The sequence below is a fragment of the Acidovorax soli genome (genome assembly GCF_014207955.1).
GTDB classification, from domain to species: domain Bacteria; phylum Pseudomonadota; class Gammaproteobacteria; order Burkholderiales; family Burkholderiaceae_C; genus Acidovorax; species Acidovorax soli_A.
The window spans coordinates 44,844-71,311 of sequence record NZ_JACHLK010000010.1; the positions used below are offsets into that span (position 1 = coordinate 44,844).

Annotated in this window: 23 protein-coding genes; 18 read left to right on the plus strand and 5 right to left on the minus strand. The window is 68.5% G+C overall.

Features of this window, described 5'->3' with window-relative positions:
* The first annotated feature begins 256 nt into the window (after positions 1-256).
* From HNP48_RS22630 to HNP48_RS22640, 3 genes are all read left to right on the plus strand, one after another.
* Complete coding sequence (locus HNP48_RS22630; RefSeq protein WP_184861341.1) at positions 257-1,216, plus strand: tripartite tricarboxylate transporter substrate binding protein; 960 nt, start codon at positions 257-259, stop codon at positions 1,214-1,216.
* 109 nt (positions 1,217-1,325) lie between these two features.
* Complete coding sequence (locus HNP48_RS22635; RefSeq protein WP_184861343.1) at positions 1,326-1,844, plus strand: tripartite tricarboxylate transporter TctB family protein; 519 nt, start codon at positions 1,326-1,328, stop codon at positions 1,842-1,844.
* A gap of 15 nt (positions 1,845-1,859) precedes the next feature.
* The gene (locus HNP48_RS22640; protein ID WP_184861345.1) at positions 1,860-3,377 is read left to right on the plus strand and encodes a tripartite tricarboxylate transporter permease; all 1,518 of its coding nucleotides are present in this window, start codon (positions 1,860-1,862) and stop codon (positions 3,375-3,377) included.
* A gap of 82 nt (positions 3,378-3,459) precedes the next feature.
* Here HNP48_RS22640 and HNP48_RS22645 read toward each other — a convergent pair whose 3' ends face one another.
* Positions 3,460-4,338, minus strand: a complete 879-nt coding sequence (locus tag HNP48_RS22645; RefSeq protein WP_184861348.1) for a LysR family transcriptional regulator — start codon at positions 4,336-4,338, stop codon at positions 3,460-3,462.
* A gap of 103 nt (positions 4,339-4,441) precedes the next feature.
* Between HNP48_RS22645 and HNP48_RS22650 the strand changes: the two genes are divergently transcribed.
* From HNP48_RS22650 to HNP48_RS22715, 14 genes are all read left to right on the plus strand, one after another.
* Positions 4,442-5,233, plus strand: a complete 792-nt coding sequence (locus tag HNP48_RS22650; RefSeq protein WP_184861350.1) for a class I SAM-dependent methyltransferase — start codon at positions 4,442-4,444, stop codon at positions 5,231-5,233.
* Positions 5,234-5,341: 108 nt separating this feature from the next.
* Positions 5,342-5,731 carry a VOC family protein gene (locus tag HNP48_RS22655; RefSeq protein ID WP_184861352.1) on the plus strand — a complete coding sequence of 130 codons (390 nt, stop codon included), beginning with the start codon at positions 5,342-5,344 and terminating at the stop codon, positions 5,729-5,731.
* A gap of 229 nt (positions 5,732-5,960) precedes the next feature.
* Positions 5,961-6,569: a DUF2325 domain-containing protein gene (locus HNP48_RS22660; RefSeq protein WP_184861354.1), complete on the plus strand. Its 609-nt coding sequence runs from the start codon at positions 5,961-5,963 to the stop codon at positions 6,567-6,569.
* A gap of 35 nt (positions 6,570-6,604) precedes the next feature.
* Positions 6,605-8,122 carry a sigma-54-dependent Fis family transcriptional regulator gene (locus tag HNP48_RS22665; RefSeq protein ID WP_184861356.1) on the plus strand — a complete coding sequence of 506 codons (1,518 nt, stop codon included), beginning with the start codon at positions 6,605-6,607 and terminating at the stop codon, positions 8,120-8,122.
* A 152-nt stretch (positions 8,123-8,274) separates the two neighbouring features.
* Positions 8,275-9,471, plus strand: a complete 1,197-nt coding sequence (locus HNP48_RS22670) for a substrate-binding domain-containing protein (protein ID WP_184861358.1) — start codon at positions 8,275-8,277, stop codon at positions 9,469-9,471.
* A gap of 324 nt (positions 9,472-9,795) precedes the next feature.
* Positions 9,796-11,277: a fibronectin type III domain-containing protein gene (locus HNP48_RS22675; protein ID WP_184861360.1), complete on the plus strand. Its 1,482-nt coding sequence runs from the start codon at positions 9,796-9,798 to the stop codon at positions 11,275-11,277.
* 91 nt (positions 11,278-11,368) lie between these two features.
* Positions 11,369-12,142, plus strand: coding sequence for an ABC transporter ATP-binding protein (locus HNP48_RS22680; protein WP_184861362.1), 774 nt, complete (start codon positions 11,369-11,371; stop codon positions 12,140-12,142).
* Positions 12,139-12,876: an ABC transporter ATP-binding protein gene (locus HNP48_RS22685; protein ID WP_184861364.1), complete on the plus strand. Its 738-nt coding sequence runs from the start codon at positions 12,139-12,141 to the stop codon at positions 12,874-12,876. Before HNP48_RS22680 ends, HNP48_RS22685 begins: the two co-directional genes overlap by 4 nt.
* Positions 12,873-13,901, plus strand: a complete 1,029-nt coding sequence (locus HNP48_RS22690) for a branched-chain amino acid ABC transporter permease (RefSeq protein ID WP_184861366.1) — start codon at positions 12,873-12,875, stop codon at positions 13,899-13,901. The genes HNP48_RS22685 and HNP48_RS22690 overlap by 4 nt, the downstream gene beginning before the upstream one ends.
* A 16-nt stretch (positions 13,902-13,917) precedes the next feature.
* The gene (locus HNP48_RS22695) at positions 13,918-14,991 is read left to right on the plus strand and encodes a branched-chain amino acid ABC transporter permease (protein WP_184861368.1); all 1,074 of its coding nucleotides are present in this window, start codon (positions 13,918-13,920) and stop codon (positions 14,989-14,991) included.
* Positions 14,992-15,068: 77 nt separating this feature from the next.
* Positions 15,069-17,225 (plus strand): D-(-)-3-hydroxybutyrate oligomer hydrolase, encoded by a 2,157-nt coding sequence (locus HNP48_RS22700; protein ID WP_184861370.1) that lies wholly within the window; start codon positions 15,069-15,071, stop codon positions 17,223-17,225.
* A 70-nt stretch (positions 17,226-17,295) separates the two neighbouring features.
* Positions 17,296-18,459, plus strand: a complete 1,164-nt coding sequence (locus HNP48_RS22705) for an ABC transporter substrate-binding protein (protein WP_184861372.1) — start codon at positions 17,296-17,298, stop codon at positions 18,457-18,459.
* A gap of 56 nt (positions 18,460-18,515) precedes the next feature.
* Positions 18,516-19,490: an alpha/beta fold hydrolase gene (locus HNP48_RS22710; RefSeq protein WP_184861374.1), complete on the plus strand. Its 975-nt coding sequence runs from the start codon at positions 18,516-18,518 to the stop codon at positions 19,488-19,490.
* Positions 19,491-19,633: 143 nt separating this feature from the next.
* The gene (locus HNP48_RS22715; protein ID WP_184861376.1) at positions 19,634-19,915 is read left to right on the plus strand and encodes a hypothetical protein; all 282 of its coding nucleotides are present in this window, start codon (positions 19,634-19,636) and stop codon (positions 19,913-19,915) included.
* A gap of 207 nt (positions 19,916-20,122) precedes the next feature.
* Here HNP48_RS22715 and HNP48_RS22720 read toward each other — a convergent pair whose 3' ends face one another.
* Complete coding sequence (locus tag HNP48_RS22720) at positions 20,123-20,371, minus strand: hypothetical protein (protein ID WP_184861661.1); 249 nt, start codon at positions 20,369-20,371, stop codon at positions 20,123-20,125.
* 167 nt (positions 20,372-20,538) lie between these two features.
* On the opposite strand from HNP48_RS22720, the gene HNP48_RS22725 reads away from it, so the two are divergent.
* Complete coding sequence (locus tag HNP48_RS22725; protein ID WP_184861378.1) at positions 20,539-21,309, plus strand: hypothetical protein; 771 nt, start codon at positions 20,539-20,541, stop codon at positions 21,307-21,309.
* A 4-nt stretch (positions 21,310-21,313) separates the two neighbouring features.
* Here the strand turns inward: HNP48_RS22725 and HNP48_RS22730 are convergent, their stop codons facing one another.
* From HNP48_RS22730 to hemH, 3 genes are all read right to left on the minus strand, one after another.
* Positions 21,314-22,486 (minus strand): ABC transporter substrate-binding protein, encoded by a 1,173-nt coding sequence (locus HNP48_RS22730; RefSeq protein ID WP_184861380.1) that lies wholly within the window; start codon positions 22,484-22,486, stop codon positions 21,314-21,316.
* A gap of 264 nt (positions 22,487-22,750) precedes the next feature.
* Positions 22,751-25,216 carry an ATP-binding protein gene (locus tag HNP48_RS22735; protein ID WP_184861383.1) on the minus strand — a complete coding sequence of 822 codons (2,466 nt, stop codon included), beginning with the start codon at positions 25,214-25,216 and terminating at the stop codon, positions 22,751-22,753.
* A 67-nt stretch (positions 25,217-25,283) separates the two neighbouring features.
* Positions 25,284-26,393, minus strand: coding sequence for a ferrochelatase (gene hemH / locus HNP48_RS22740; protein ID WP_184861385.1), 1,110 nt, complete (start codon positions 26,391-26,393; stop codon positions 25,284-25,286).
* Positions 26,394-26,468: the final 75 nt, after the last annotated feature.

Sequence of the window (26,468 nt, forward strand, 5' to 3'; positions counted from 1 at the left end):
CGCAAGGCGTCTTCTCGCCGCCAATAGCTGGGCTATTGGCAAGAGAAGCAACGCGGCGGACCGCCCGAGTCCGTGCCGCCAGTGGGCGCAGGGATTTGCGCGGAGGGTTCCTGTGGCCGCCCCGCCGCAGGGGCGGCGTCCCCCTTGGGGGAAGACGCGAAGCGGCACAGGGGGTTTTCCCTAGGTTCAAGGACAGCCGTTTGACAGGCACGGCGCGCATCATCGACAGGTTCGCCAATCATTCAAGGAGACAACGATGCGTCGCGATACCTTCCTCAAGTCCCTGGCCGCCATGGCGGCAGCCGGTGCCTTGCCGCTGACCGCCCAGGCCGCTGCAGCCATCAAGATGATGATCCCCGCCAACCCTGGTGGTGGCTGGGACACCACGGGCCGTGCCCTGGGCAAGGCCATGCAGGATGCAGGCGTGGCCAGCTCGGTGACCTATGACAACAAGGGCGGTGCCGCCGGTGCCATCGGCTTGGCGCAATTCGCCAACGCCAGCAAGGGCGACCCCAATTCGCTGATGACCATGGGCGCCGTGATGCTGGGCGGCATCATCACCGGCAAGCCGCCGGTGGGCCTGGACAAGGTGACGCCGCTGGTGCGCCTGAGCAGCGAGTACAACGTGTTCGTGCTGCCCGCCAACTCGCCCTTCAAGACCATGAAGGACGTGGTCGACCAGCTCAAGAAGGACCCGGGCAGTGTGAAGTGGGGCGGCGGTTCGCGCGGCTCCACCGAGCACATCGCCGCGGCCATGATCGCCCGCGAAGTGGGTGTGGACCCGGCCAAGATCAACTACGTGGCCTTCCGTGGGGGCGGTGAGGCCACCGCCGCCATTCTGGGCGGCAACGTCACCGTGGGCGGCAGCGGCTACAGCGAGTTCGCCGAGTACATCGCCGCCGGCAAGATGCGCGCCGTGGGCGTGACCTCGGCCACGCGCCTGAAGGGCGTGAACGTGCCCACGCTCAAGGAGCAGGGCATCAACGTCGAGATCGGCAACTGGCGCGGTGTGTACGGCGCGGCCGGCATCACCGCCGAGCAGCGCAAGGACCTGATCGACGCGCTGTCCAAGACGTTCAAGCACAAGTCCTGGCAGGACGCCATGGAGAAGAACGGCTGGACGCCGGCCTGGCTGGCGGGCGACGAGTTCTCCAACTTCGTCGACGCCGAGTTCGCCAGCCTGCGCGCCACGATGGTCAAGTCCGGGATGATCTGACCGGCCCCGGCCGGGCCGCATGGCCTGGCCCGCCTTCACCGTCGCACCCTCCTGCGGCGCGCAGTGCCTGCCACGGCCCTGCGCGCCGCGCTCCACGCGGGATAAAAACATGACACAACAACATTCCTCTCGCTCCACGGCCTTGCAGACGGCGGTGGGTGCGGGCACGCTGCTGCTGGGCTGCCTGCTGGCCTGGGGCGCCACCTCCATCAGCTCCGAGGCGGGCTATGGCGGCGTGGGCCCCAATTTCTTCCCCTGGGTGGTGGCCATCGTGCTCATCGTCTGCGGGGTGCTGGCCATCCTCCAGGCGCGCACGGGCGGCTTTCGCGACCTGGAAGAGGGCTCGGGCGATGAGGTCGCCCACTGGAAGGGCTTCATCTGGGTCTCGGCCGGTCTGCTGCTCAATGCCATGCTGATCACCACGATCGGCTTCATCCTGAGCTGCGCGCTGTGCTTCGTGCTCGCGGTGCGCGGCTTCAAGAGCTCCGAAGGCAAGCTTGACCTGCGCCCCATGGCCTGGCTCAAGGACCTCTTCATCGGTGTGGCCGTGGCCGCGCCGGTGTTCTGGATGTTTACCCAATTGCTGGCGATCAACCTGCCCGGCCTCACGAACACGGGGTGGCTGTAAAGCCAGCGCGATACCATGGATACCTGGAACCTCCTGCTGCAGGGCTTCATCACTGCAGCCACCCCCATCAACCTGATGTGGGCCTTCGTGGGCTGTGTCATCGGCACCGCCGTGGGCGTGCTGCCCGGCATCGGCCCGGCCGTGGCTGTGGCCATGCTGCTGCCCATCACCGTCAAGGTGGAAGCCACCGCGTCGATGATCTTCTTCGCGGGCATCTACTACGGCGCCATGTACGGGGGCTCGACCACCTCCATCCTGCTCAACACGCCCGGTGAAGCCGGCTCCATGGTGACTGCCATGGAAGGCAACAAGATGGCCAAGAACGGCCGCGCCGGTGCGGCGCTGGCCACGGCGGCCATCGGCTCCTTCGTGGCGGGCACCATCGCCACCGTGCTGGTGACCTTCTTCGCGCCCATCGTGGCCGAGTACGCCGTGCGCCTGGGCCCGCCCGAATACTTCATGCTCATGGTGCTGGCCTTCACCACGGTGAGCGCGGTGCTGGGCAAGAGCACGCTGCGCGGCATGCTGGCGCTGTTCCTGGGCCTGGCCCTGGGGCTGATCGGCATCGACCAGCTCACCGCGCAGGCACGCTACACCTTCGGTGTGCCCGAGCTGATGGACGGCATCGAGGTGGTTCTGATCGCCGTGGGCCTGTTCGCCGTGGGCGAGGCCTTGTACAACGTGATGTACGAGGGCAAGACCGAAGAGTCGCAGAACAAGCTGACCAGCACGCACATGACCCGCCAGGAATGGCGCCGTTCCTGGCCTGCCTGGCTGCGCGCCACGGCCATCGGCTTCCCCTTCGGCACCGTGCCCGCGGGCGGCAGCGAGATCCCGACCTTCCTGAGCTACGCGGCCGAGAAGAAGCTGAGCAAGCACAAGGAAGAGTTCGGCACCACCGGCGCCATCGAAGGCGTGGCCGGCCCCGAGGCGGCCAACAACGCGGCCATCACGGCCACGCTGATCCCGCTGCTCACGCTGGGCATTCCCACGTCGAACACCACGGCCATTTTGCTGGGCGCGTTCCAGAACTACGGCATCCAGCCCGGCCCGCAGCTGTTCAGCAGCAACGGCGCACTGGTCTGGGCGCTGATCGCCTCGATGTACATCGGCAACGTGATGCTGCTGATCCTGAACCTGCCGCTGGTGGGCCTGTGGGTCAAGTTGCTCAAGATCCCCAAGTCCTACCTGTACGCGGGCATCCTGGTGTTCGCCACGCTGGGCGTGTACGGCATGCGCCAGAGCGCCTTCGACCTGGTGCTGCTGTATGCCATCGGCCTGCTGGGCGTGGTCATGCGCCGCTTCGACATCCCCTCGGCTCCGGTGGTCGTGGGCATGATCCTGGGCCCGCTGGCCGAAGCGCAGATGCGCAACGCGGTGGCCATCGGCGAAGGCAAGTGGACCATCTTCCTGGAGCGTCCCGGCTCGGTGACCCTGATCGTCATCGTGCTGGCCGTGCTGATCCTGCCGCGCCTGGCGCGCCGCTGGGCCGCGCGCAAGGCCGCGGCCGAAGGGCTCACGGCTGCGGGCTGAGGCCCGACACTGTTTTGGGTAGTTGGGGCGGTATGGCAGGTTTCTGCCGTACCGCCCTTTTTTCTTGGCGAGTGCGGGTCGCTCAGCCCGCTTGCAGGCCTTGCGCCAACGCCTCGAACACCACGCGGATGCGCCGCGCCGTGCGCAGCTCGCGGTGGCTGACCAGCCAGATCGGAAAGCGCACGGGCGGCACCTCGTCCAGCACGCGGACCACGCCCGGCGTGTCCTGGGCGATCTCTTCCATCATGGCGCCTATGCCCAGGCCTTGGCGCACCAGGGCCCAATGGGCCACCGTGTGGTCGGCGTAGGCCGTGAAGTTCGCCTCGGTCACGGGCAGGCCGTGGTGCTGCAGGTAGGCCAGGTACCGGCCGGCGCGGTCCGAACCCACGAAGGGCAGGCGCGCCGCTTCCTCGGCCCGGCGCGGGTGGCCGTGGGCCTGCACCCAGTCTTCGGAGGCATAGAAGTGGGCCGAGGCTTCGCGGACCAGCCGGGCGATCAGTTCGGGCTGCTCGGGTTTGGCGTGGCGCACGGCAATGTCGGCTTCGCGTCGCAGCAGGTCGCTGAAAGCATTGGACGGGATCACATCGACCACGATGCCTGGCTCCTGCTCGCGCAGGCGCCGCACCAGCGGGGGCAGCAGAAAGCTGGCCACTGCGTCGCTGGCCGAGACCGAGACCACCCCGCCCACCGCCTGCGAGCGGCCCGTGGCCGCCAGGCCCAGGGCTTCGGCGGCGGCGCCCATGGCGCGCGCATGCTCCAGCAGGTCCAGCCCGGTGGCGGTGAGTGCCATGGCCTTGCCCACGCGCTCGAACAGGGTCACGCCCATGCGCTGCTCGATGGCGGCGACCTGGCGGCTCAGCGTGGGCTGGGTCAGGCCCAGCTTGCGGGCGGCGGCCGAGAGCGAGCCGGTTTCGGCGGTTTCCAGAAACGCCCGGAGTTGGTTCCAGTCGAGTTTATCCATGCATCAATGTATATGTTCACTGCAAATTCTGGCAGTTCCTGGAAGGGCTTTGCATGGATAGCATCCCCTGCAGTTTTCCATCGCACCGACCTTGCTTCGCCCCATGCCGACCACCACCACCACCGCCGTCGCCGCCGCACCGGCCGACAGCGCGCCATCCACACAGGCCCGCGCAGCCATGGCCCGCAAGGCCTTGTTCTGGGACCGCATTGCACCCAAGTACGCCGCCGACCCGATTGCCGACATGGCGGGCTACGAGGCCACGCTGCAGCGTGTGCAGGCGCTGCTGTCGCCCGAGCAGGACGTGCTGGAGATCGGCTGCGGCACGGGGACCACGGCGCTGCGCCTGGCGCCCTTCACCCGCAGCCTGCATGCGACCGATGTCTCGGCCGGCATGGTCGCCATCGCCCAGGGCAAGCTGGCGGCCCAGCCGGTGCCGCAGCTGCGCTTTGCGGTGGCCGATGCCGAGGCGCCAGGGTTTGGCGAGCAGGCCTACGACGTGGTGCTGGCCTTCAATGTGCTGCACCTGGTGGGCGACCTCGACCATACGCTGCAGCGGGCGGTGCAGGCGCTGCGCCCCGGGGGGCTTCTGATCTCCAAGACGCCGTGCATCGCCGAGATGAACCCGCTCATTCCCTGGCTCGCGCTGCCGCTGATGCGCGCCATCGGCAAGGCGCCCGCCGTGCTGAGCTTCGAAGGCCCCGAGCTGCATGCGGCCATGGCCGGCCAGGGGCTGGACATTGTTTCCGTGGAGCGGCATGGCACCCGGGGCAAGGACATCCGGCTCTTCATCGTGGCGCGCAAGCCGGTGGCGTTCCACGATGCGCCGAGCCGGCTGCTGCCCTTGCCGCGCCGCCGCAGCGCTGATCCCTTCATCAACCGCGGAAATCCCTGAACCCCGTCGGGAAGCCTGCAACCCTGGGGCGCTATGCTCGGAGGGAGGGGGCTTGGCCGCAGCGCCGCCGGGCTGCTGCTGTTTGCCGATCACCGAGGGAGCTGGCTGATGAACTGCGCGTCGAATCCCGTGTCCTACTTCGAGATCCCGGTGCATGACCTGGCGCGGGCCATGGGCTTTTACCGGGCGGTCCTGGGCTGTGGGTTCGAGCAGGCCCATGTCGACGGCAACGAGATGGCGTTCTTTCCCTTTGACGAGGAGGGCTGTGGCGCGAGCGGTGCGCTGGCCCAGGGGGAGAGCTATGTCCCTGGCCGTGCGGGCGCCCGCATCTACTTCCGCGTGCCGGACATCCATGCCGCGCTGTCGCGGGCGGTGGCTGCCGGGGGCGTGGTGCTGTACCCGGTGACCGAGGTCGGCCGTTTTGGATTCGTCGCGGAAGTCGAGGACCTCGAAGGCAACTGCATGGCCTTGCACGCGGTGGCGCCGGCCCGCGCATGATGGGTGCTGCCGCGCGCGGTGCGGCTGTCGTTCAGGGTTTGCAGGGGTGGCGGGCAGGCCCTGGCGTACTTGGATGGTCCTGGGTACGCCCCGACCTTGCCCGCCCAGCAAACTTCGCAAGCCAGGCACCAGGGACTCGCCTCCCTGGGATGCCCCCCACCAGGCGGCTTGCTCAGACGGGGGAATCATACCATAGAATGCGAATCGTTCTTATTATCGAGGATGGTGCATGCATACCCTGTCCGAGGAGTTCCTGGTGCTGTGCCGCCAACTGGGCGAAGCGCAGACACGTTGCAGCGAGGCGCTGGCCCGGCAGGCGGGTGAATTGGAGCAGCTGAGGGCCGAGGTGGTGCGCCTGCGTGGCGCCGTGGTGCTGCGCGACACGCGCCTGGCCATGGCGCAGGACGAACTGCAGCAACTGCAGGCCGCGCAGCCGGGCCTCAAGCGCCGGCGCGACATGGCACGCCATATCGCCACCCTGGTCGAGCGCATCGCCAGCCTCTCGCGCGAGTGCCTGCGCTGGCGCCTGCAGGCCGTGGCGGCGGCCACCGTGGCGCCGGCGCAGGCCGTGTCCGAGCCCGCTGCCCCGGCATCGCCGGCGCTGGACTCCAGCCTGGCCGCGGCCGACCTCGTGATCTGCCAGACCGGCTGCATCAGCCACGACGAATACTGGCGCGTGCAGGACCACTGCCGCCGCACGGGCAAGCCCTGCATCCTGGTGGACCAGCCGCTGGGCACGGGGGCGGCCGAAGCGGCCCAGCCCGTGGTGGTGCTGCGCATGGCGCGTGGCCTGCGTGCGGTGAGCGGGGTGCAGGCCGCGGAGTCCACGGCGGATTGATCTGCGGCGGGCAGCGGGCTTGCTACCATCGCCCCATGCCCCCGCTCACCGACGACGCCCCCGCTCTGCCGCTGGATGCCCAGGGCATCCTCGAACTGGCGGCGCGGTCCATGTTCTACCTGTTCTCCAGCGTCAGCCAGGGCATGTTCCTGGTGGACCTGAGCGGGCGCATCGTCTGGGTGAACGAGGGCTACCAGCGTTTCCTGCCGGACCTTGGTTTCAGCTCGCTGGACCAGTTCCTGGGCCGCATGGTCGAAGAGGTGATCCCCAACACCGGCATGCGCCGCGTGCTGGAGACCGGCAACCCGGTGCTGATCGACCTGCTCACCAACAAGGCCGGTACCTTCGTGGTCAGCCGTATCCCCTTGCGCGACGATGGGGGCAGCGTCATCGGGGCCATCGGCATCGTGCTCTTCGACCACCCCGAGACCACCTTGCAGCCGCTGATCAGCAAGTTCGCGCTGCTGCAGCGCGACCTGGACGATGCGCGGCGCGAACTGGCCAGCCAGCGCCGGCGCAGCCTGGTGGCGGCAGCTGCAGGCGATGGCGAGCGGCGCTCCAAGTACACCTTCGCCAGCTTCATCGGATCGAGCCCGGCCGCGGCCGAGGTCAAGCGCCAGGCGCGCCGCGCTGCGCAGTCGACCAGCCCGGTGCTGCTGCTGGGCGAGACGGGCACGGGCAAGGAGCTGCTGGCCCATGCCATCCACGCCGCGTCGAGCCGCGCCGGCGGCCCCTTTGTGAGCGTGAACATCGCGGCCGTGCCCGACACGCTGCTGGAGGCCGAGTTCTTCGGCGTGGCGCCCGGCGCCTACACCGGCGCATCGGCCAAGGGGCGTGACGGCAAGTTCAAGCTGGCCGATGGGGGCACGCTGTTCCTCGACGAGATCGGCGACATGCCGCAGAGCCTGCAGGCCAAACTGCTGCGCGCACTGCAGGAGGGCGAGATCGAGCCGCTGGGCTCGAACAAGCTGGTGCCGTTCAATGTGCGCATCCTCGCGGCGACTTCGCGCGACCTGGCGGCCCAGGTGCGCGAAGGGCGGTTTCGCGAAGATCTGTTCTACCGCCTGCATGTGCTGCCTGTGCGCGTGCCGCCGCTGCGCGCGCGGCGCAGCGACATCCCGGCGCTGGTCGAGTCGCTGGGCGATGACCTGGCGCTGCGCAATGGCACGCCGCCGCCCGAGGTGCTGTCCGATGCCATGGCCCTGCTGGCGGGCCAGCCCTGGCGCGGCAATATCCGCGAGCTGCGCAACGTGATCGAGCAGGCCGTGATGCGCAGCGAGGGCCAGTCCATTGATGCCGCGCAGCTCGAACGCATCCTGCGCGAGGCCGGTGTCGAACCCGCCGCGCCGGTGCAGGACACGAGCGCCGTGGTGGTGGCCGAGGCCGAGGACGAGTCGCGCTACCTGCGCCCCCTGGCCGAGCAGGTGGCCGAGCTCGAACGCCGCGCCATCGCCGCTGCCATGAAGGCCCATGGCGGCAACAAGCTGGCCACGGCGCGGCAACTGGGCATCTCGCGCGCCACGCTGTATGGACGTCTGGAAAACCCTGAATAAATTTCAGGCAAATGTCTGAAATTTAGACAAATTGAATGTATAAAACTTGAACACACCCATTTGAGTGCTGTTCACAAACCCATACGAATCAACAGCTTGTGCCTTGGCACGAACTGTGCAATGTTCAGGCATCACTACAAGGAGACATCGCCATGCACCGTCGCACCCTGGTCGCCCTCGCCACCGCCGCCGTTACCGCCGCGGCCACGCTTTCCGCCCCCGCGTTCGCCCAGTCCGGCGAGATCCGCATCGCCCACATCTACAGCAAGACCGGCCCGCTGGAGGCCTACGGCAAGCAGACCCAGACCGGCCTGCTCATGGGACTGAACTACGCCACCGGCGGCAGCATGACCGTGGGCGGCAAGAAGCTCGTCGTCATCGAAAAGGACGACCAGGGCAAGCCTGACCTGGGCAAGAGCCTGCTGGCCTCAGCCTACTCGGACGACAAGGCCGACATCGCCGTCGGCCCCACCTCCTCGGGCGTGGCCCTGGCCCTGCTGCCCGTGGCCGAGGAGTACAAGAAGATCCTGCTGGTGGAGCCCGCCGTGGCCGATGCCATCACCGGCGACAAGTGGAACAAGTACATCTTCCGCACCGGCCGCAACAGCAGCCAGGACGCCATCTCCAACGCCGTGGCCATCGATAAGGCCGGCGTGACCGTGGCCACGCTGGCGCAGGACTATGCCTTCGGCCGCGATGGCGTGAAGGCCTTCAAGGACGCGCTCAAGAATGCCAAGCTGGTGCACGAGGAGTACCTGCCCACCACCACCACCGACTTCACCGCTGGTGCCCAGCGCCTGATCGACAAGCTCAAGGACGTGCCCGGCCGCAAAGTCATCTTCATCATCTGGGCCGGCGCCGGCAACCCCTTCAAGATCGCCGACCTGGACTTGAAGCGCTACGGCATCGAGATCGCCACGGGCGGTAACATCCTGCCCGCCATGGCCAGCTACAAGAACTTCCCGGGCATGGAAGGCGCGACCTACTACTACTTCGGCATCCCCAAGAACCCGGTGAACGAGGCCATGGTGGCCGCGCACTACAAGGAGTTCAAGACCCCGCCGGACTTCTTCACCGCGGGCGGCTTCAGCTCGGCCATGGCCCTGGTCACGGCCCTCAAGGCCACGAACGGCGACACCAACACCAACAAGCTCATCAAGACCATGGAGGGCATGAGCTTCGAGACGCCCAAGGGCAAGATGACCTTCCGCAAGGAAGACCACCAGGCCATGCAGAGCATGTACCACTTCAAGATCAAGGTGGACCCGGCCTTCGCCTGGGGCGTGCCCGAGCTGGTGCGCGAGATCAAGCCTGAAGAGATGCAAGTGCCGATTCGCAACAAGCGATAAGGCTGCGCTGGACAGGTCTGAGCGATGGCGAGCGCCCTGATTTGGGATGAGCTGCAAGGCGCAAACCGCAGCCATAGCCCGTGCTATGGCGAGGATTTGCAACTCAGCAGATCGCCCAAGGCAGGGATGCTCGACACGCGAGAGACCTGTTCAGCGGAGCCTTAGATTTGCGTGGCCTGACGGGTGGGGCAGCAGCCCTGCTTTTCAGGATCCATCCTCGCGGGGGCGGCCGCCCCTTTTTTTCCAGTGAATTGATGCATGAACCCCCGGGTCTACACGGGGGCTGGGTCAGACTTTTTCAAAATTATTTGGAGACAAGACAACATGGCTTTCAATTTCATCCGGGCGGCCGCAGCAGGAGCTGCTTTGGCACTGTGCGCTGCAGGCGGCGCGTCTGCTGCCGTCAACCTCCCCGCGCTCAAGATCGACACCACGCAGACCACCGTGTCGGGCCTGTCGGCCGGCGGCTTCATGGCCGTGCAGCTGCACGTGGCCTACTCGGCCACCTTCGCCAAGGGCGCGGGCGTGGTCGCGGGCGGGCCGTTCTATTGCGCCGAAGGCTCCATCGTCAACGCCACCGGGCGCTGCATGGCCAGCCCCGCGGGCATTCCCACCAGCACGCTGGTGAGTACCACCAACACCTGGGCCAGCCAGGGGCTCATCGACCCGGTAGCCAATCTGCAGGCTTCCAAGGTCTACCTGTTTTCGGGCACGCTGGACAGCGTGGTCAAGCCCGGCGTGATGGATGCGCTGCGCACCTACTACAACAGCTTCGTGCCGGCCGCCAACGTGGTCTACAAGAAGGACATCGCGGCCGAGCACGCCATGGTCACCGATGACTACGGCAACGGCTGCTCCACCAAGGGCGCGCCCTACGTCAGCGACTGCAATTTCGACCTGGCTGGCGCCATGCTGCAGCACCTGTACGGCACGCTGAACGCGCGCAACAACGCCACGCTGCCCACCGGCAACTACATCGAGTTCAACCAGAGCCAGTTCATCACCAACCACGGCATGGCGACCACCGGCTGGGCCTACATCCCGCAGGCCTGCCAGGCCGGCGGCAGCGCCACCTGCCGCCTGCACGTGGTGCTGCACGGCTGCAAGCAGAACATCAGCGATGTGCAGCAGCAGTACGTGCGCAACACCGGCTACAACCGCTGGGCCGACACGAACAACATCGTGATGCTCTACCCCCAGACCAGCACGGCGGCCACCAACAGCTGCTTTGACTGGTGGGGCTATGACAATGCCAACTACGCCAAGAAGTCGGGCCCGCAGATGGTGGCCATCAAGGCCATGGTGGACCAGATCAGCAGCGGTGGCGGAACGACCAACCCGCCCACGAATCCCGCGCTGCCAGCCCCCACGGGCGTGAACACCTCGGGCGCCACGGCCAGCTCCATGGTGGTCGGCTGGGGCGCCGTTTCGGGCGCGGCCAGCTACAACGTGTACCGCAACACCAACAAGGTCAACGCCCTGCCGGTGAGCGGCACGAGCTACACCGACACCGGTCTGGCTGCATCCACCAGCTACAGCTGGACGGTGCGTGCCGCCGACGCCAACGGGGCCGAGGGCGCCACCTCGGCCGCGGCCTCGGGCACCACGCTGGCCGCACCCGGCGGCGGCGCCACCTGCACCACGGCCACCAACTATGCGCATGTGCAGGCCGGCCGCGCCACGCAGACCGGCGGCTATGCCTATGCCAAGGGCTCCAACCAGAACATGGGCCTGTGGAACGTGTTCGTGACCACCACTTTGAAGCAGACGAGCCCGAACTATTACGTCATCGGCACCTGCCCATGACAATGCGCTGAACGCCGGGGCCCCGCCTGGAAACAGGGCAGGGCGCCCGGTACCCCTGAAAGACGACACCCGTGAAAGCGACGCACCACCCATGAGCACCTTGGCCACCAAGGACTTGACCATCCGCTTCGGCGGCCACGTGGCGGTCAACGCCGTGACCTGCTCCTTCGAGCCGGGCACGTTGACCGCCATCGTGGGCCCCAACGGCGCGGGCAAGACCACCTACTTCAACCTCATCTCGGGGCAGCTGCGCGCCAGCGCAGGCAGCGTCACCCTGGGCGGGCAGGACCTCACGGGCCAGTCGGTCTCGGCGCGCACGCATGCGGGCCTGGGCCGTGCCTTCCAGCTCACCAACCTGTTTCCCAACCTCAGCGTGCTGGAGAACGTGCGCCTGGCCGTGCAGGCCACGCAGGAGGGCAAGCACCGCCGCGGCCTGAACCTGTGGAGCATCTGGAGCGACCACCGCGCGCTGACGGAGCGCGCCCGCGCCATCCTGCAGGCCGTGGCCATGCTGGAGCGGCAGGACACGCCCGTGGCCAGCCTGCCGCACGGCGACCAGCGCAAGCTCGAAGTGGCGCTGCTCATGGCGCTGGAGCCGCAGGTCTACATGTTCGACGAGCCCACGGCCGGCATGAGCCACGACGAGGCGCCCGTGATCCTGAACCTGATCCGCGAGCTGAAGAAGGACAAGACCAAGATCATCCTGCTGGTGGAGCACAAGATGGACGTGGTGCGCGAGCTGGCCGACCGCATCATCGTGCTCACCAACGGCACCCTGGTGGCTGATGGCGTGCCCGCCGAGGTGATCGCCTCGCCCGTGGTGCAGGAAGCCTACCTGGGCGTGACCAAGGAGGCCACCGCATGACCACCGGCACCACCAACAACCTGCTCGAACTCCAGGGCGTGCACACCCACATCGGCGCGTACCACATCCTGCACGGCGTGGACTTGGCCGTCCCCAAGGGCCAGCTCACCATGCTGCTGGGCCGCAACGGCGCGGGCAAGACCACCACGCTGCGCACCATCATGGGCCTGTGGCATGCCTCGCAAGGCACCATCCATTTCGGTGGCAAGGACATCACGGCGCTGAACACGCCGCAGATCGCAGGCATGAACATCGCCTATGTGCCCGAGAACATGGGCATCTTCGCCGACCTCACGGTCAAGGAGAACATGCTGCTGGCCGCACGCGGCGCCAAGAACGCCGCGCAGATGGACAGCACGCGGCTCGAATGGATCTTCAAGCTCTTCCCTGCGGTGGAGAAGTTCTGGAACCACCCGGCCGGCAAGTTGTCGGGCGGGCAAAAGCAGATGGTGGCGGTGAGCCGCGCCATCGTGGAGCCGCGTGACCTGCTGATCGTGGACGAGCCCAGCAAGGGCCTGGCGCCGGCCATCATCAACAACATGATCGACGCCTTCGACCAGCTCAAGAAGAGCGGCGTGACCATCCTGCTCGTGGAGCAGAACATCAATTTCGCCAAGCGGCTCGGCGACACCGTGGCCGTGATGGACAACGGCAAGGTGGTGCATGCGGGCAGCATGGCCGCATTGGCGCAGGACGAGGCATTGCAGCGATCGCTGCTGGGGCTGGCACTATGAACACCACCACCGCAACCACATCCACCGCGGCAGCCGGCAAGAGCCTGCTGCGCGATTTCGACTGGAAGCCGCTGGCCCTGGTGCCCGCGCTCGCGCTGCTGGTGCTGCCCTTCATCGGCTCGCCCAGCACCTGGCTCACGCTCACGGTGGCGGGCCTGGCCATGGGCATGATCATCTTCATCATCGCCTCGGGCCTCACGCTCGTCTTCGGCCTGATGGACGTGCTCAACTTCGGCCACGGCGTGTTCATCGCGCTCGGCGCCTTCGTTGCCACCAGCGTGCTGGGCGCCATGGGCGACTGGACCGGTTCGGCCCAGCTGTGGCGCAACCTGGTGGCCGTGCTGCCGGCCATGCTGGTGGCCATGGCCGTGGCGGGTGCCGTGGGCCTGGCGTTCGAGCGCTTCATCGTGCGGCCCGTGTACGGCCAGCACCTGAAGCAGATCCTCATCACCATGGGCGGCATGATCATCGGCGAAGAGCTGATCAAGGTCATCTGGGGCCCGCAGCAGATCCCGCTGCCGCTGCCCGAGGGCATGCGCGGCTCGCTGCTCGTGGGCGATGCCGCCATCGAGAAGTACCGCCTGGTGGCGGTGGCCGTGGGCCTGCTGGTCTTCGGCGTGCTGGCATGGACGCTGTCGCGCACCAAGGTGGGCCTGCTCATCCGCGCCGGCGTGCAGGACCGCGAGATGGTCGAGTCGCTGGGCTACCGCATCCGCCGGTTGTTCGTGGGCGTGTTCGTCGTGGGCTCGGCCCTGGCCGGCCTGGGCGGCGTGATGTGGGGCCTGTACCAGCAGAACGTGGTGCCGCAGATGGGCGCGCAGGTCAATGTGCTGATCTTCATCGTGATCATCATCGGCGGCCTGGGCTCCACAGGCGGTGCCCTCATCGGCGCGCTGCTGGTGGGGCTGATGGCCAACTACACCGGCTTCCTGGTGCCCAAGGTGGCGCTGTTCTCCAACATCGCGTTGATGGTGGCCATTCTTTTGTGGCGTCCGCAGGGCGTCTATCCCGTGGCCAACCGCTGATGAGGAGCCGACTGACATGCTGAACCGACTTCTCTCCGGTGACTACCCGCGCAGCAAGGTGCTGGCGGTGATCCTCGTGGCCATCTTCCTGGGCCTGGCGTTCGCGCCTTTCCTGTTCCCTGGCGTCAAGGCGCTGTCCGTGGCAGCCAAGGTGCTGATCTTCGTGGTGCTGGTCGCGAGTTTCGACCTGCTGCTGGGCTACACCGGCATCGTGAGCTTTGCGCACACCATGTTCTTCGGCATCGGGGCGTATGGCATCGCGGTGGCCACCACGCGCATGGGGCCCACCTGGTCGGCGCTGGCTGTGGGCCTGGCCGGGGCCCTGGTGCTCTCGCTGCTGCTGTCGCTTGCGGTGGGGCTGTTCTCGCTGCGCGTGCGCGCCATCTTCTTCGCCATGATCACGCTGGCCGTGGCGGCGGCGTTCCAGACCCTGGCCTCGCAGCTGTCGGACATCACGGGCGGCGAGGACGGCCTGACCTTCAAGGTGCCCGAGATCCTGTCGCCGAGTTTCGAGCCTTTCGACGAGCCCTTCCTGGGTGTCACGCTCGACGGGCGGCTGATCTGCTACTACCTGCTCTTCGTGGTGGCCGTGGGCCTGGTGCTGGCGCTGCTGCGCATCGTGAACTCGCCGTTTGGCCGCGTGTTGCAGGCGATTCGCGAGAACGAGTTCCGCGCCGAGGCCATCGGCTACCGCGTGGTGGTGTACCGCACCACGTCGAGCGTGCTCTCGGCTCTGTTCGCCTGCTGCGCGGGCGCCATGCTCGCGCTCTGGCTGCGCTACAACGGGCCGGACACCTCGCTCAGCTTCGAGATCATGATGGACTGCCTGCTCATCGTCGTCATCGGCGGCATGGGCACCATCTACGGCTCGGCCATCGGTGCCGTGCTGTTCCTGGTGGCGCAAAGCTATCTGCAGGACCTGCTGCGCCTGGGCAGCGAGGCCACCTCGGGCCTGCCCTGGCTGTCGGCGCTGCTCTCGCCCGACCGCTGGCTGCTGTGGCTGGGCGTGCTGTTCGTCCTCTCGGTCTATTACTTCCCCACCGGGGTGGTGGGGCGCCTGCGCGCGGCAGCAGCGCGCAAGGTGGCGTGAGGGCCGGGCCTGCAAGCCGGCCAGGGTAAAGCTGCGTTCCAGAAGTTCAGAACAACACAACTCGGAGACAAAACGCAATGACAAGCCTGAAAGCAAAGACGACGCAAAGAACCGCGATGCTGGCCGTGTGCGCCGCCGTGCTCGCCGCCTGTGGCGGCGGGGGCGGTGACAGCGGCTCGGGCGGCGGTACCAATGTGCGCCCGGCCTACCTGGGCCCCATCACCGAGACCCGCTACGACGGCACCGGCAACGACCTGCTCACGGCCGGCCTGGGCGCGAGCGGCCTGGCCTCGGCCACGCCGCCGGCCTATGCCGATGCGACCCGGCCCACGGGCGCCGAGCTGCGCCGCGCCGCCATCTACAACAACTACCGCGCCATGCTCGACATGACGGCAGCTGGCGGCTACGGCACGCTCTACGGCCCCAATGTGGACGCCCAGGGCCGCGTGACCACGGGCGAGGGCAAGGTGCCCGGCACCGAGTACATCGCCTATGCCGACGACGGCAGCGGCCGCCAGAACGTGACCCTGATGGTGCAGGTGCCCGACAGCTTCAACCCCGCGCGGCCCTGCATGATCACGGCCACCGCATCGGGTTCGCGCGGCGTGTATGGCGGCATCTCCACCGGGGAGTGGGGCCTCAAGCGCGGCTGCGCCGTGGCCTACTCGGACAAGGGCACGGGCGCCGCCCCGCACGACCTGCAGAACGACACCGTGCCGCTGATCGACGGCACGCGCACCACGGCGGCCGCAGCCGGCAAGAATGCGGCCTTCAACGCCAACCTCACGCCCGCGCAGCTCGCGGCCTTCAACGCCGCCACGCCCAACCGCTTCGCGTTCAAGCATGCCCACTCGGGCCAGAACGCCGAGAAGGACTGGGGCACGACCACGCTGCAGGCGGTGGAGTTCGGCTACTACGTGCTCAACGAGCGCTATGGCGCGCTCACCAGCTCGGGCCAGCGCATCCGCACGATCACCCCGGGCAATGCCATTGTCATTGCCTCCAGCATCTCCAACGGCGGCGGCGCGGCGATTGCGGCCGCCGAGCTCGATACCCAGGGCCTGATCAGCGGCGTGGCCGTGTCCGAGCCCGCGGTGGAGCTGCCTGCCAACCCCGGTGTCACCGTGCAGCGCGGCGGCACCGCCATCGCCGTCACGGGCCGCCCGCTGATCGACTACACCACCCAGGCCAACCTGTACCAGGCCTGCGCGTCGCTGGCGCCCTCGGTCAGCACCAGCCCCTATGCGGCGGCCTTTGCCGCGGGCTTTGCGGGTGCGGCCCTGCCCATCGCGCCCGGGCGCTGCGCGGCGCTGCGTGCGCGTGGGCTGCTCACGGCCGATACCACGGCAGGGCAGGCCGAAGAATCGCTGCAGAAGCTGCGCGCCTACGGCTGGGAGCCCGAGTCCAATGACCTGCATGCCTCTCTCGCGGCCTTCGAGGTGGCGCCTGCGGTGGCCGTGACCTTTGCCAACTCGCTCTCGCGCGCCAGCGTGCAGGACCACCTGTGCGGCTTCAGCTACGCGGGCGCCACGACGGCCGGTGCCGTCACGCCGCTGGTTCCTCCAGCGGCCCTGGCCGGCATGTTCGCCACGGGCAATGGTGTGCCACCGGCCGGTGGTGTGCAGCTCATCAACAACCGTGCGAAGCAGGGGCCGGCGCGCGACTTCCTGTCGCTGGCCGACAGCGGTGCGTTCGACTGGAACACCGAGGGCGCGGTGTGCCTGCGCGACCTGGTCACCGGCAGCGATGCCGCAGCGCGCAAGCTGCAGGCCGGTGTCGATGAAACGCGCCGCACTGGCAACCTGCGCGGCAAGCCGGCCATCATCGTGCATGGCCGGGCCGATGCGCTCTTGCCCGTGAGCCACACCTCGCGCCCCTACACCGCGCTCAACAAGCGCGTGGAGGGCGCGGCCAGCAAGCTCAGCTATGTGGAGGTGGCCAATGCCCAGCACTTCGACAGCTTCATCGGCCTGCCCACGGTGCTGCCTGGCTACGACACGCGCTATGTGCCGCTGCATGTGTACCTGAACCGCGCGCTCGACGCCGTGTACGAGAACCTGGCCAGCGGCAAGGCGCTGCCCGCCAGCCAGGTGGTGCGCACCGTGCCGCGCGGCGGCACGCCGGGCAGCGCGCCGGCCATCACCGCCGCCAACGTTCCGCCGCTGGCCGATGTGCCTGCCGCGGGCAACGCCATCGCCGTGACGGCAGCCGGAGCCATTGCCATCCCCGAATAAGAAGAACGACGACCCACCACAACAAAGCCGCCGGGCGCCTTGCCGCGCCCCGGCGGCACAAAGGACGGACATGAACACATGGATCACATGGGGCCGCCGCATGGGCGCGGCGCTCGCGATGCTGGGGGTGATGGGGCTGTTGGCGCTGCCGGCGGCGGCGCAGCTGCGCGGCGCCGAGCTGGTGGTGGGCCAGGTGGCACCGCTGTCGGGCGTGCTGGCCAGCACGGGCGCGCAGATGGTGCTGGGCGGCAAGGTCTATTTCGACGCCATCAACGCCCAGGGGGGCGTGCACGGCGCCACCATCCGCCAGTGGGTGGTGGACGACGGCTACAAGGTGCCCGACACCGTGCGCCTCACGCGCGAGATGCTGGCCCGGCCCGAGGTGGTGGCGCTCTACGGCTTTGCCGGCACGGCCAACATCACCCAGCTGCTGGCCGATGGGGTGCTGGAGCAGGGTGGGGCGGCCCTGGTGGCGCCCTACACGGGGGGCGAGTCGCTGCGCAGCCCGTTCAACCCATGGATCTTCCACGTGCGCGCGGGCTATGGCGACGAGGCCGAGCACATGGTGCAGCAGCTCACCACGCTGGGCATGAACCGCGTGGCCGTGATGTACCAGGACGATGGCTTCGGCAAGGCCGGTCTGGCGGGCGTGGAGGCGGCGCTGGCAAGGCGCAACCTCAAGCTCGTCGTCTCGGCCGGTTACGAGCGCAACACCGACAAGGTGGACGATGCCGTCAAGGCCATCAAGGCGGCCGACGTGCATGCCGTGATCATGATCGCCATCAACAAGCCCGCGGCCGCCTTCATCCAGCGCTACCGCGAGCAGGGCGGCGGCGCACAGCTGTACAACATCTCGGTGGTGGACCCTACCGAACTCGTGAAGCTCGCGGGCCTGAAGAACGCGCACGGCCTGGGCATCAGCCAGGTGGTGCCCTACCCCTTCCGCCCGCAATTGCCCGTGGTGCGCGAGTACCAGACCCTGCTCAAGAAGTACGCGCCCGAGGCCGAGGTCAACTACACCAGCTTCGAGCAGTTCCTGGGCGCCAAGGTGCTGGTCGAGGCGCTGCGCCGCGCCGGCCCCGGGCCCACGCGCGCCAGGGTGGTCAAGGCCCTCGAATCGATGAACAACTACGACCTGGGCGGTATCAGCCTGGGCTATTCCCCTACCAACCGTGTCGGCTCGCGGTATGTCGAGGTCACCGTCATCGGCGCCAACGGGCGCCTCATGAAGTGACCCGGCACGCCGCCATGCCGCCCTCCCTTTCCACCTGACTCACAAGGTTGTCCACCATGACCCCGTTATCGCGCTATGCCACCTGCGCCGGCTATGAAATCCACTACACCGAATGGGGCGCGTCCGATGCCCCCGTGGTGGTGGCCTGGCATGGCCTGGCCCGCACCGGGCGCGACATGGACGAGCTGGCCGCCCACCTGGCGCCACGCTACCGCGTGATCTGCCCCGATACCATTGGCCGGGGCCTGAGCCAGTGGGCGCGCAAGCCGGCCGAGGAGTACCAGCTGCGCTTTTACGCGCGCATCGTGGCCGACCTGTTCGATGCCTTGGGCATTGCGCAGGCACACTGGGTGGGCACCTCCATGGGCGGTGCCATCGGCACGGTCTGCGCCTCGGGCCTGTTCGAGCCCGAGCTCAAGGGCCGCATCCGCAGCCTGCTGCTCAACGACAACGCGCCGCGCCTGGCCGACGAGGCCCTGGGGCGCATCAAGGCCTACGCGGGCAGCCCCCCGGCCTTCGACACCGTGGCCGAACTCGAGACCTTCTTCCGCCAGGTCTACCAGCCCTATGGCTGGCTCAGCGATGCGCAATGGCGCCGCCTGACCGAGACCAGCACGCGCCGCCTGCCCGATGGCCGCGTGACGCCGCACTACGACCCGGCCATGGTGCAGCAGTTCACCCACCATGCCAACGACTACCTGATCTGGGACCACTACGACGCGCTCGACATCCCCGTGCTGTGTCTGCGCGGCGAAGACTCCGACCTGGTGCTGCGCGAGACCACCATCGAGATGCTGACCCGCGGCCCCGGCGCGCGCGGCCAGGCCCGCGTGGTCGAGGTGCCCGGCTGCGGCCATGCGCCCGCGCTCAACGTGCCCGAGCACTATGCGCTGGTGGACCGCTTCTTCGTGCACGGCGTGCAGGACCCCGGCGCCGAGGCGCCGGCCCTGGTGCGCACGGCGGGCGGGCCCTCGGCCAGCGCGCCACTGCGTTCGCAGTACCGGGCACCGACACGGTTGCAATGGCCTTGAGAACCTGAGCGGGTACGGGCGGGCTGCCGGTGGGCCTGCACGCCGCGCAGCTTGCGGCGTTGGCCTACACGGGCCTGGGTGCTTGCGGTACAAGATGCGAAGGCTTCTACCAGCCGACACCCTCTCTGCCGCCCCCATTGCCCATGCGTACCCGCTCCGAAACCTTCAAGTTCATCCGCGCTCGCAAGGTTTCCCATGGACGGTTCGCCCACCCCAGTACCGATGCCATTGGCGCTCTGCAGCTTTGGACGGCGCTGGGCATGGGGCGCTCGGGAGAGATCCTGTCGGCACCCGAGAGCGAATGCCTGGTGGTGCGGGTGACCTACCCGCTGCAGCAGGGCATGCTGGCCACCAGTGAGCTGCAGCAATGCTGCCTGTCGCGCGGCATAGAGCGGGAGCCCGTGCCCGAGGGCCCCGGGTCTTGATCCGCGCGGCAGTTATCAGTTGTCCATACCGCCATCGCGTCTCCCGCGACGCATGAAACTGGCGCGGCCCAGGCCAGTGCTCCCGTGCAAGGGCCGCCTTGCCACACAGGCGGCGCTTCGCTTGCGTGCACCGGGAGCGTCCCCCTCCCTACTCGCGCAGCGAGGAGAGAGAGGGGAAGGCGCGAAGCGACTCAGGGGGTGTTCACTTCAGGGGGTGCCGAACACGTCGATCGGTGAGGGGGCAAGAAATTCCCGGAGCTTCTGCTCTGCGGTGTAGAGCGCTTCGGGGTAGCTGGCCCATTCACGGCGCACCGTGAGCACGGGCGAGCCGTCTTCCTCGAAGATGAAGACCCGGTCCGGCACGTTGGCCGGGGCGGCCATCGCCAGCGGCCTGACCAGGTAGGTCGATCCGGCAATCTGGAGATTGGGAGGCCAGGGCAGACCGATCGCGCGCATAGAGGTCAATTCAGAGAGGGGGTGGAAGGGTGGGTGGCTTCATCCTAACCATGCGCGTGGCAAAGCGGGCTGCTGGCGGGCCAACAAGCGGCGATGTCCTACGCGGTGGGCCGTAGGCGCCGTCGGCCGGCTAGACTGGCCGCCTTCCCCCCGTCGCTTGCAAGACCATGCCCTTGCGTTCCTTGTTCTCCGCCTTCACCCGCAAGCCGTCGTCTCCATCGGCGCCGGATGCGCCCCAGGTCCACCGCACCACCGCTTGCAGCCGGCATGGCCATCCCGAGTTCCAGCTGCGCGTCTCCCGCCCGGCGGTGCCGGCCGAGGACATCGCCTGGCTGCTGCAGTTCTTCGAAGAGCGGGTGGCGCAGGGCGTGCGCTTTCGCAGTGGCGAGAGCCTGCAGATCGGCTGGATGTTCACGATGCTGCAGGAGGAGGGGCCGGGCGGTGTGCTGCGCGTGCTGGAGCCCGACATGCAGGCCGTGCCGGTGTGCTTTGTCGATGGGGTCGATGCCACGCTGGTGCACCTGCGCAGCCAGCAGGACACCGTGCGCAGCCTGTCGTCTCCCCAGGGCTGGGAGCCCGATTTTCCTTCGCTGCGCCAGAGCGTGGTGGTGCACCGGGATTACCGCGAGGCGCACCGCGTGCTCCTCACGCGCAGCGCCCCGGCCGATGCCATGGACTCGGGTTGGTGGCTCACCGACCTCGAGGACGAGGCCGGCGCCCAGGACCCGGCGCGCTTTGCCAAGACCTCGCTCTACCAGCTCGGCGTGGACCGCCCGGACCTGGTGAAGTTCTTTGCCGTGCCTGCGGGCCTGCAGGTGGTCGTGGACGGCGCGCGCATCGGCGTGCTCGGGCCCGAGGGTGAAGTGCAGCAGATCCCGGGCTCGTACCTGGACCAGTTGAATGCCTGGCGGGCGCCGCAAGTGGCCAGCGGCGCCTGAGGCTTCAGCGCCGAAAGCGCTCGCCGTTGAAATACGACAGCTCGACGAAGTCCGTGCCGTTGTGGTCCTGCGGCCCGTAGCGCAGCTCGAAACCGCCCATGTCGTAGGGGCGCATGGTGTGCAGGGCCTCGGCGAGTTTCTCGCGCGTGGCCGTGCGGCCTGCACGGCGCAGGGCCTCGATCATCAGGCGCGCGCTCAGGTAGCCCTCCAGCGATGAATAGCCTGGTTCGGCACCGGCCGCGTGGGCCTTGAGCGCATCGCGGTAGGCCTTGACGATGGGCTTGGCGATGTTGTCGGGGTTGGGCGCCACCTGCGCCACGGTGATGCCGCGCGCCGACTCACCGAGCGCCGCCAGCAGCGGCCGCGAGCCCAGGAAGGAGATCGAGAACGCGGGCGCCTTCACGCGCTGGCGCAGCGCCTTGTAGAACGGTATGCCCACGGCCCCTACGGCCAGGGAGATCAAGGCCGTGGGCTGCCAGGCGGTGATCTCGTCCACCGTGCGCGCCACGCCCTCCTCGGTCTCGGGCAGCAAAAAGGCCTTCCAGTCCTTGTTGTTGTGCACCTTGGCCGCCGCGTCGAAGGCCGCCAGCGTGGCCTTGCCGAAGGGGTTGTCGATGTAGGCCACCGCGCACTTGGTGAAGCCGGTGGAGCCGAGCTGCTGCACGATCTTGTTGAGTTCCTGCGCATAGCTCGCGCGCGCATGGAACACCAGCGGGTTGAAGGGGCGCAGTGCGTCCGAGCCCGTGCCCGGCGCGATCACCGGCACCCTGGCCGCCATGGCCACGGGCAGGGCGCCCATCACGCTGGTGGTGCCACCGCAGGACAGCAGGGCGAAGACTTTGTCCTCCTCCACCAGCTTCTTGGCGTTGGCGCCGGCCTTGGCCGGGTCGCCACCGTCGTCGGCACTGGTGAACTGCAGGCGCCGCCCGTCGATGCCGCCGCGTTCGTTGACCTCCTGGAATGCCGCGGCAATGCCCTTGTTCATCTCCACGAAGGGGAAGGCCAGCGGCCCCGTGAGGGCCGCTGTCTGGCCAATGCGCCAGGGCTCGGCCTGCTGGGCGAGGGCCCAGCCGGGCAGGGTCACGGTGGTGGCGGCTGCCGCGCAGCACAGCACATGGCGGCGCGTGGGCGCAGGGGAGGGGGGGCGCGCCAGCGGCGCGCTGTGGTGGATGGGCATGCGGCGTTGTCTCCTGTCGGTCTTGTCGGTATGTGCCTCGACGGGCCTGCTGTGCAGCAAACGACCAGCCAACGAACAAGCAGGCAAGCAACCAACCAGACAGCATGCATGCGCGCGCACGGCTCCATCAACGGCAGGGCCAGTATCCAGCGCAGGCCGGCCCGGGGTTTGCGGGAAAACACGGGCAGGCGGTCACAAATCGTCACATTGGAGACTGTCCGGCGACAGGTCTCTGGGAAGCAGGCGCCTTTGCGGGCGCTGCCTTCAGCCGCGCCTGCGGCCTCTGCCCGAGCGCCCCGCGCGCGTATGCCCCGCGCTCTGGCAGGCACGCCGGTAGGCGCGCAGGGTCTGCTCCGCGCGGCCAAGGACCGTGTCGGCCACGTCGTCCGTGGCGCCAGCCATGCCCGACGCCTGTCCTGTGAGCAGGGCGATGCCCTCGGCCACATGCTCTGCCGTGTAGACATGGAACAGGCCGCGCTCCACCGCATCGAGGATGGGGCGCGCCAGCATCAGGTGGCGCCGGTTGCGCGCGGGGATGAGCACGCCCTGCGTGCCGTCCAGGCCTGCGGTGGAGCAGGCCTGGAACCAGCCCTCGATCTTTTCGTTGATGCCGCCCACGGGCAGCACCTCGCCATGCTGGTTGAGCGCGCCGGTCACCGCGATGCCTTGGCGCAATGGCAGGCCCGACAGGCTGGACAGCAGGGCATAGAGTTCGGCGCACGAGGCGGAGTCGCCTTCCACGCCGCTGTACTCCTGCTCGAACACGATGGAGGCATTGAGCGCCAGCGGCGCCACATGGCTGAACAGCGCCGTGAGGTAGCCGTGCAGGATGAGCACGCCCTTGTCGTGGATGGGGCCGGACATGTGGACCTCGCGGTCAATGTTGAGCAGCCCTTCCTGCCCCGCGAAGCTGCGCGCCGTGATGCGCACCGGAAAACCGAAGCGGTAGTCCGTGAGGTCGATCTGCGACAGGGCGTTGACCTGGCCCACCACTTCGCCGTGCAGGGTGATGAGGCATTCACCCTCGGCCAAGGTCTGGTGCAGCTCTTCTTCGGTCTGGTTGTGGCGCAGGCGCTGCGCGGCCAGGGCGGCCTGCACGTCGGCAGCCTGCACCAAGGCACCGGCAGGGCTGCGCATGCTGCATTGGGCTGCAGCTTCGATCACCAGGGCCTCGGCCTGCGCGAAGCGGGCACTCTGGCGGCCCTGGTCGTCGGCCTCGCGGTGGCTCTGCTCAATGAGCAAGGCCACGGCCTCGGGGCCGAAGTGCGGCAGGCCGCGCTGTGCGCAGCACTGGGCCACGAAGAGCGCGGTGGCGCGGTGCGTGGCAGGCGTGGCGAGAAAGCGGTCGGCAAAGTCCACCTTCACGCGGAAGCGCCGCGCGGCCTCAGGGTCGTTGTCCTGCAGGGCGTAGTACTCTTCCACCGAGCCGACGAGCACGATCTTCACGTCCACGTCCACCGGCTCGGGCTGCAGGCCGGCCGGGGCGCCGCCCCCGCCGCCAGGGCCGCCGTTGCCGGCGTCGTCGCTGATCTGCAGCCGGCGGCTGCGCAGGAAGCGGCGCACGCGCGGCCACAGGCCCTCTTCGGCGGCCAGGTCCTGCAGGTGCAGCAGGATGAAGCCGCCATGCGCGCGCAGCAGGCTGCCCGCGTGGATGGCCGAGACGTCGGCCTGCCCCGGGTCGGCATCGTCGGCATTGGCGCCATGGTCGATGCTGCCCATCAGCGTGCGCTGCTGCGGGTTGTCTTCCACGATCACGGGGGCGCCGCTGCGCCCGCCGTTGTCCACGGCCAGGTTCACACGGCAGCGCGCGAGCAGGTCGTCCAGGTCGTCCTTGCGGTCGGCCTCGGCATCGGCCTCGTTCTCGCCGTAGTAGGGCTCCAGCAGGTCGATGCTGTCCAGCAGGGTGCGTTCCACCTGGTCCAGCCATTGGGTCAGGCGCGTGGCCTGTGGCGCGATCTGGCGCGCGCCCTGCAGCGTCTGTTGCACCAGGGGCTGCACGACTGCGCGGCGCAGCGCGGCCAGGGCGTGATCGCGCTCGCGCTCCAGCGGGCGCATGGCCTGGGCGAAGCGGTCGATCTCGGCGCGCAGGGCGTCCTCGTCACGGGCGATGGCGGCGCGGCGCTCGGGCGGTAGCACGCGCGCTTCGGCCTCATTGAGCGGCTGGCCGCGCGGGCCCAGCGGGGTGACGGCCATCTGCCCGTTGGTGCGCACCAGGCGCAGCTGGCGCGCCAGCGCAAAGGCGTCGAGTGCGGCCAGGGCGTCGTTCTCCTGCGCCTGCCAGCGCTGCTCCACGCGCGCCGCATCGGCCAAAAAGGCGGGGTTGGCCAGGTGCTGGGGCACTTCGGCCTCCAGCCGCGTGCCCATGTCCAGCAGGGCCTGGCGCAGCAGCCGGCCCTGGCCGGCGGGCAGGCGCAGGACGCGTGGGCGCTCGGGTGCATCGAAGTCGTGCAGGTAGCACAGGTCCGGCGGCACGGGGCGGCGTGCGGCCTCGGCCTGCATGGCCTGGTGCAGCAGCGAGGCGCGGCCGCTGCCCACGTCGCCCAGCACGAAGAGGTGGTAGTCGGGCTGCTGCATGGCCAGGCCAAAGCGTGCGGCGGCTTCGGCGCGCTCCTGGCCGATCCAGGGCAGGGGCTGGCCCGTGAGTTCGGCCGTGCTGGCAAAACCCAGCGTGGCGGGGTCGATGGTGAGCCGCAGTTGGTGGGCAGGCAGGGCGCGGGCGGAGGCGGGCATAGGGGACGGCAATTCGGACAAACGGGGCAGGGGAGTCGTGAGGGACGTAAGGTGGTGTGGGCGCGCGTCAGCGGCCTGGCGGCACGGGGCCCTTGGGCGCACCACCGGCCAGCGCGCGCGCGCGCGCATCGGCCTGGGCGGCCGTGCCGTCCAGCTCGGTGGGCCAGCCTGCCAGGTGCTGCTGGGCGATGCGGCTCAGCGCGGTGATCCAGTGGCTGCTGTCGTTCAGGCAGGGGATGTAGTGGAACTCCTGGCCGCCTGCATGCAAAAAGGCCTCGCGCACCTCCATGTTGATCTCTTCGAGCGTTTCGAGGCAGTCGCTGGTGAAGCCGGGGCAGACCACGTCCACCCGGCGCGTGCCGGCCTTGCCCAGGGCCTCGACCGTGGGCTGGGTGTAGGGCTCGAGCCACTTGGCCTTGCCAAAGCGCGACTGGAAGGTGAGCACATAGCGCTCGTCGCGCAGGCCCAGGCGCTCGGCCAGCAGGCGGCCGGTCTTCATGCTTTCGCAGAAGTAGGGGTCGCCCAGGGTGCGCGTGCGTTCGGGTACGCCGTGGAAGCTCATCACCAGCTTGTCGGGCTGGCCGTTGGCCTTCCAGTGCGCTTCGATGCTGCGTGCCAGGGCGTCGATGTAGCCCGGGTGGTCGTGGTAGCGGTTCACGAAGCGCAGCTCGGGCACATGGCGCGTGCGCGCGGCCCAGGCGTAGACCGCGTCGAACACGCTGGCCGTGGTGGTGCCCGAGTACTGCGGGTACAGCGGCAGGATGAGGATGCGCGTGGCGCCATCGGCCTTCAAGGCATCGAGCTGGCTGGCGATGGACGGGTTGCCGTAGCGCATGGCATGGCGCACCGCCACCTGGTGGCCGGCCTCGCCGAGCCAGCCGCGCAGCAGCGTGGCCTGTTTGGCTGTCCACAGTGCCAGGGGCGAACCGTCTTGGGTCCAGATGCTGGCGTACTTGGCGGCCGATTGCCTGGGGCGCGTGCGCAGGATGATGCCGTGCAGGATGGGCAGCCACACGGGCTTGGGGATCTCCACCACGCGGTGGTCCGACAGGAACTGCCCCAGGTAACGGCGCACGGCCGGGGCCGTGGCCTCGTCAGGCGTGCCCAGGTTGCACAGCAGGATGGCGGTGCGTTCGGGCTGGCCGTGGTTGAAAGGGGGTTCGGTTTGGAAACGCATGCGGCATTGTGGCCCAGGCACTCCCGCCTAGCTCCGAAAGGCTTTGGGCGATCTCCGGGAAACCCCTCGTGTGCG

Bases quoted from the DNA above. Each gene is read 5' to 3' on its own strand.
- HNP48_RS22710 (WP_184861374.1), top strand. From the start codon at position 18,516: ATGACCCCGTTATCGCGCTATGCCACCTGCGCCGGCTATGAAATCCAC.
- HNP48_RS22730 (WP_184861380.1), bottom strand. From the start codon at position 22,486: ATGCCCATCCACCACAGCGCGCCGCTGGCGCGCCCCCCCTCCCCTGCG.
- HNP48_RS22690 (WP_184861366.1), top strand. From the start codon at position 12,873: ATGAACACCACCACCGCAACCACATCCACCGCGGCAGCCGGCAAGAGC.
- HNP48_RS22735 (WP_184861383.1), bottom strand. From the start codon at position 25,216: ATGCCCGCCTCCGCCCGCGCCCTGCCTGCCCACCAACTGCGGCTCACC.
- HNP48_RS22680 (WP_184861362.1), top strand. From the start codon at position 11,369: ATGAGCACCTTGGCCACCAAGGACTTGACCATCCGCTTCGGCGGCCAC.
- HNP48_RS22650 (WP_184861350.1), top strand. From the start codon at position 4,442: ATGCCGACCACCACCACCACCGCCGTCGCCGCCGCACCGGCCGACAGC.
- HNP48_RS22675 (WP_184861360.1), top strand. From the start codon at position 9,796: ATGGCTTTCAATTTCATCCGGGCGGCCGCAGCAGGAGCTGCTTTGGCA.
- hemH (WP_184861385.1), bottom strand. From the start codon at position 26,393: ATGCGTTTCCAAACCGAACCCCCTTTCAACCACGGCCAGCCCGAACGC.
- HNP48_RS22630 (WP_184861341.1), top strand. From the start codon at position 257: ATGCGTCGCGATACCTTCCTCAAGTCCCTGGCCGCCATGGCGGCAGCC.
- HNP48_RS22715 (WP_184861376.1), top strand. From the start codon at position 19,634: ATGCGTACCCGCTCCGAAACCTTCAAGTTCATCCGCGCTCGCAAGGTT.
- HNP48_RS22670 (WP_184861358.1), top strand. From the start codon at position 8,275: ATGCACCGTCGCACCCTGGTCGCCCTCGCCACCGCCGCCGTTACCGCC.
- HNP48_RS22720 (WP_184861661.1), bottom strand. From the start codon at position 20,371: ATGCGCGCGATCGGTCTGCCCTGGCCTCCCAATCTCCAGATTGCCGGA.
- HNP48_RS22725 (WP_184861378.1), top strand. From the start codon at position 20,539: ATGCCCTTGCGTTCCTTGTTCTCCGCCTTCACCCGCAAGCCGTCGTCT.
- HNP48_RS22640 (WP_184861345.1), top strand. From the start codon at position 1,860: ATGGATACCTGGAACCTCCTGCTGCAGGGCTTCATCACTGCAGCCACC.
- HNP48_RS22660 (WP_184861354.1), top strand. From the start codon at position 5,961: ATGCATACCCTGTCCGAGGAGTTCCTGGTGCTGTGCCGCCAACTGGGC.
- HNP48_RS22695 (WP_184861368.1), top strand. From the start codon at position 13,918: ATGCTGAACCGACTTCTCTCCGGTGACTACCCGCGCAGCAAGGTGCTG.
- HNP48_RS22665 (WP_184861356.1), top strand. From the start codon at position 6,605: ATGCCCCCGCTCACCGACGACGCCCCCGCTCTGCCGCTGGATGCCCAG.
- HNP48_RS22645 (WP_184861348.1), bottom strand. From the start codon at position 4,338: ATGGATAAACTCGACTGGAACCAACTCCGGGCGTTTCTGGAAACCGCC.
- HNP48_RS22685 (WP_184861364.1), top strand. From the start codon at position 12,139: ATGACCACCGGCACCACCAACAACCTGCTCGAACTCCAGGGCGTGCAC.
- HNP48_RS22700 (WP_184861370.1), top strand. From the start codon at position 15,069: ATGACAAGCCTGAAAGCAAAGACGACGCAAAGAACCGCGATGCTGGCC.
- HNP48_RS22655 (WP_184861352.1), top strand. From the start codon at position 5,342: ATGAACTGCGCGTCGAATCCCGTGTCCTACTTCGAGATCCCGGTGCAT.
- HNP48_RS22705 (WP_184861372.1), top strand. From the start codon at position 17,296: ATGAACACATGGATCACATGGGGCCGCCGCATGGGCGCGGCGCTCGCG.
- HNP48_RS22635 (WP_184861343.1), top strand. From the start codon at position 1,326: ATGACACAACAACATTCCTCTCGCTCCACGGCCTTGCAGACGGCGGTG.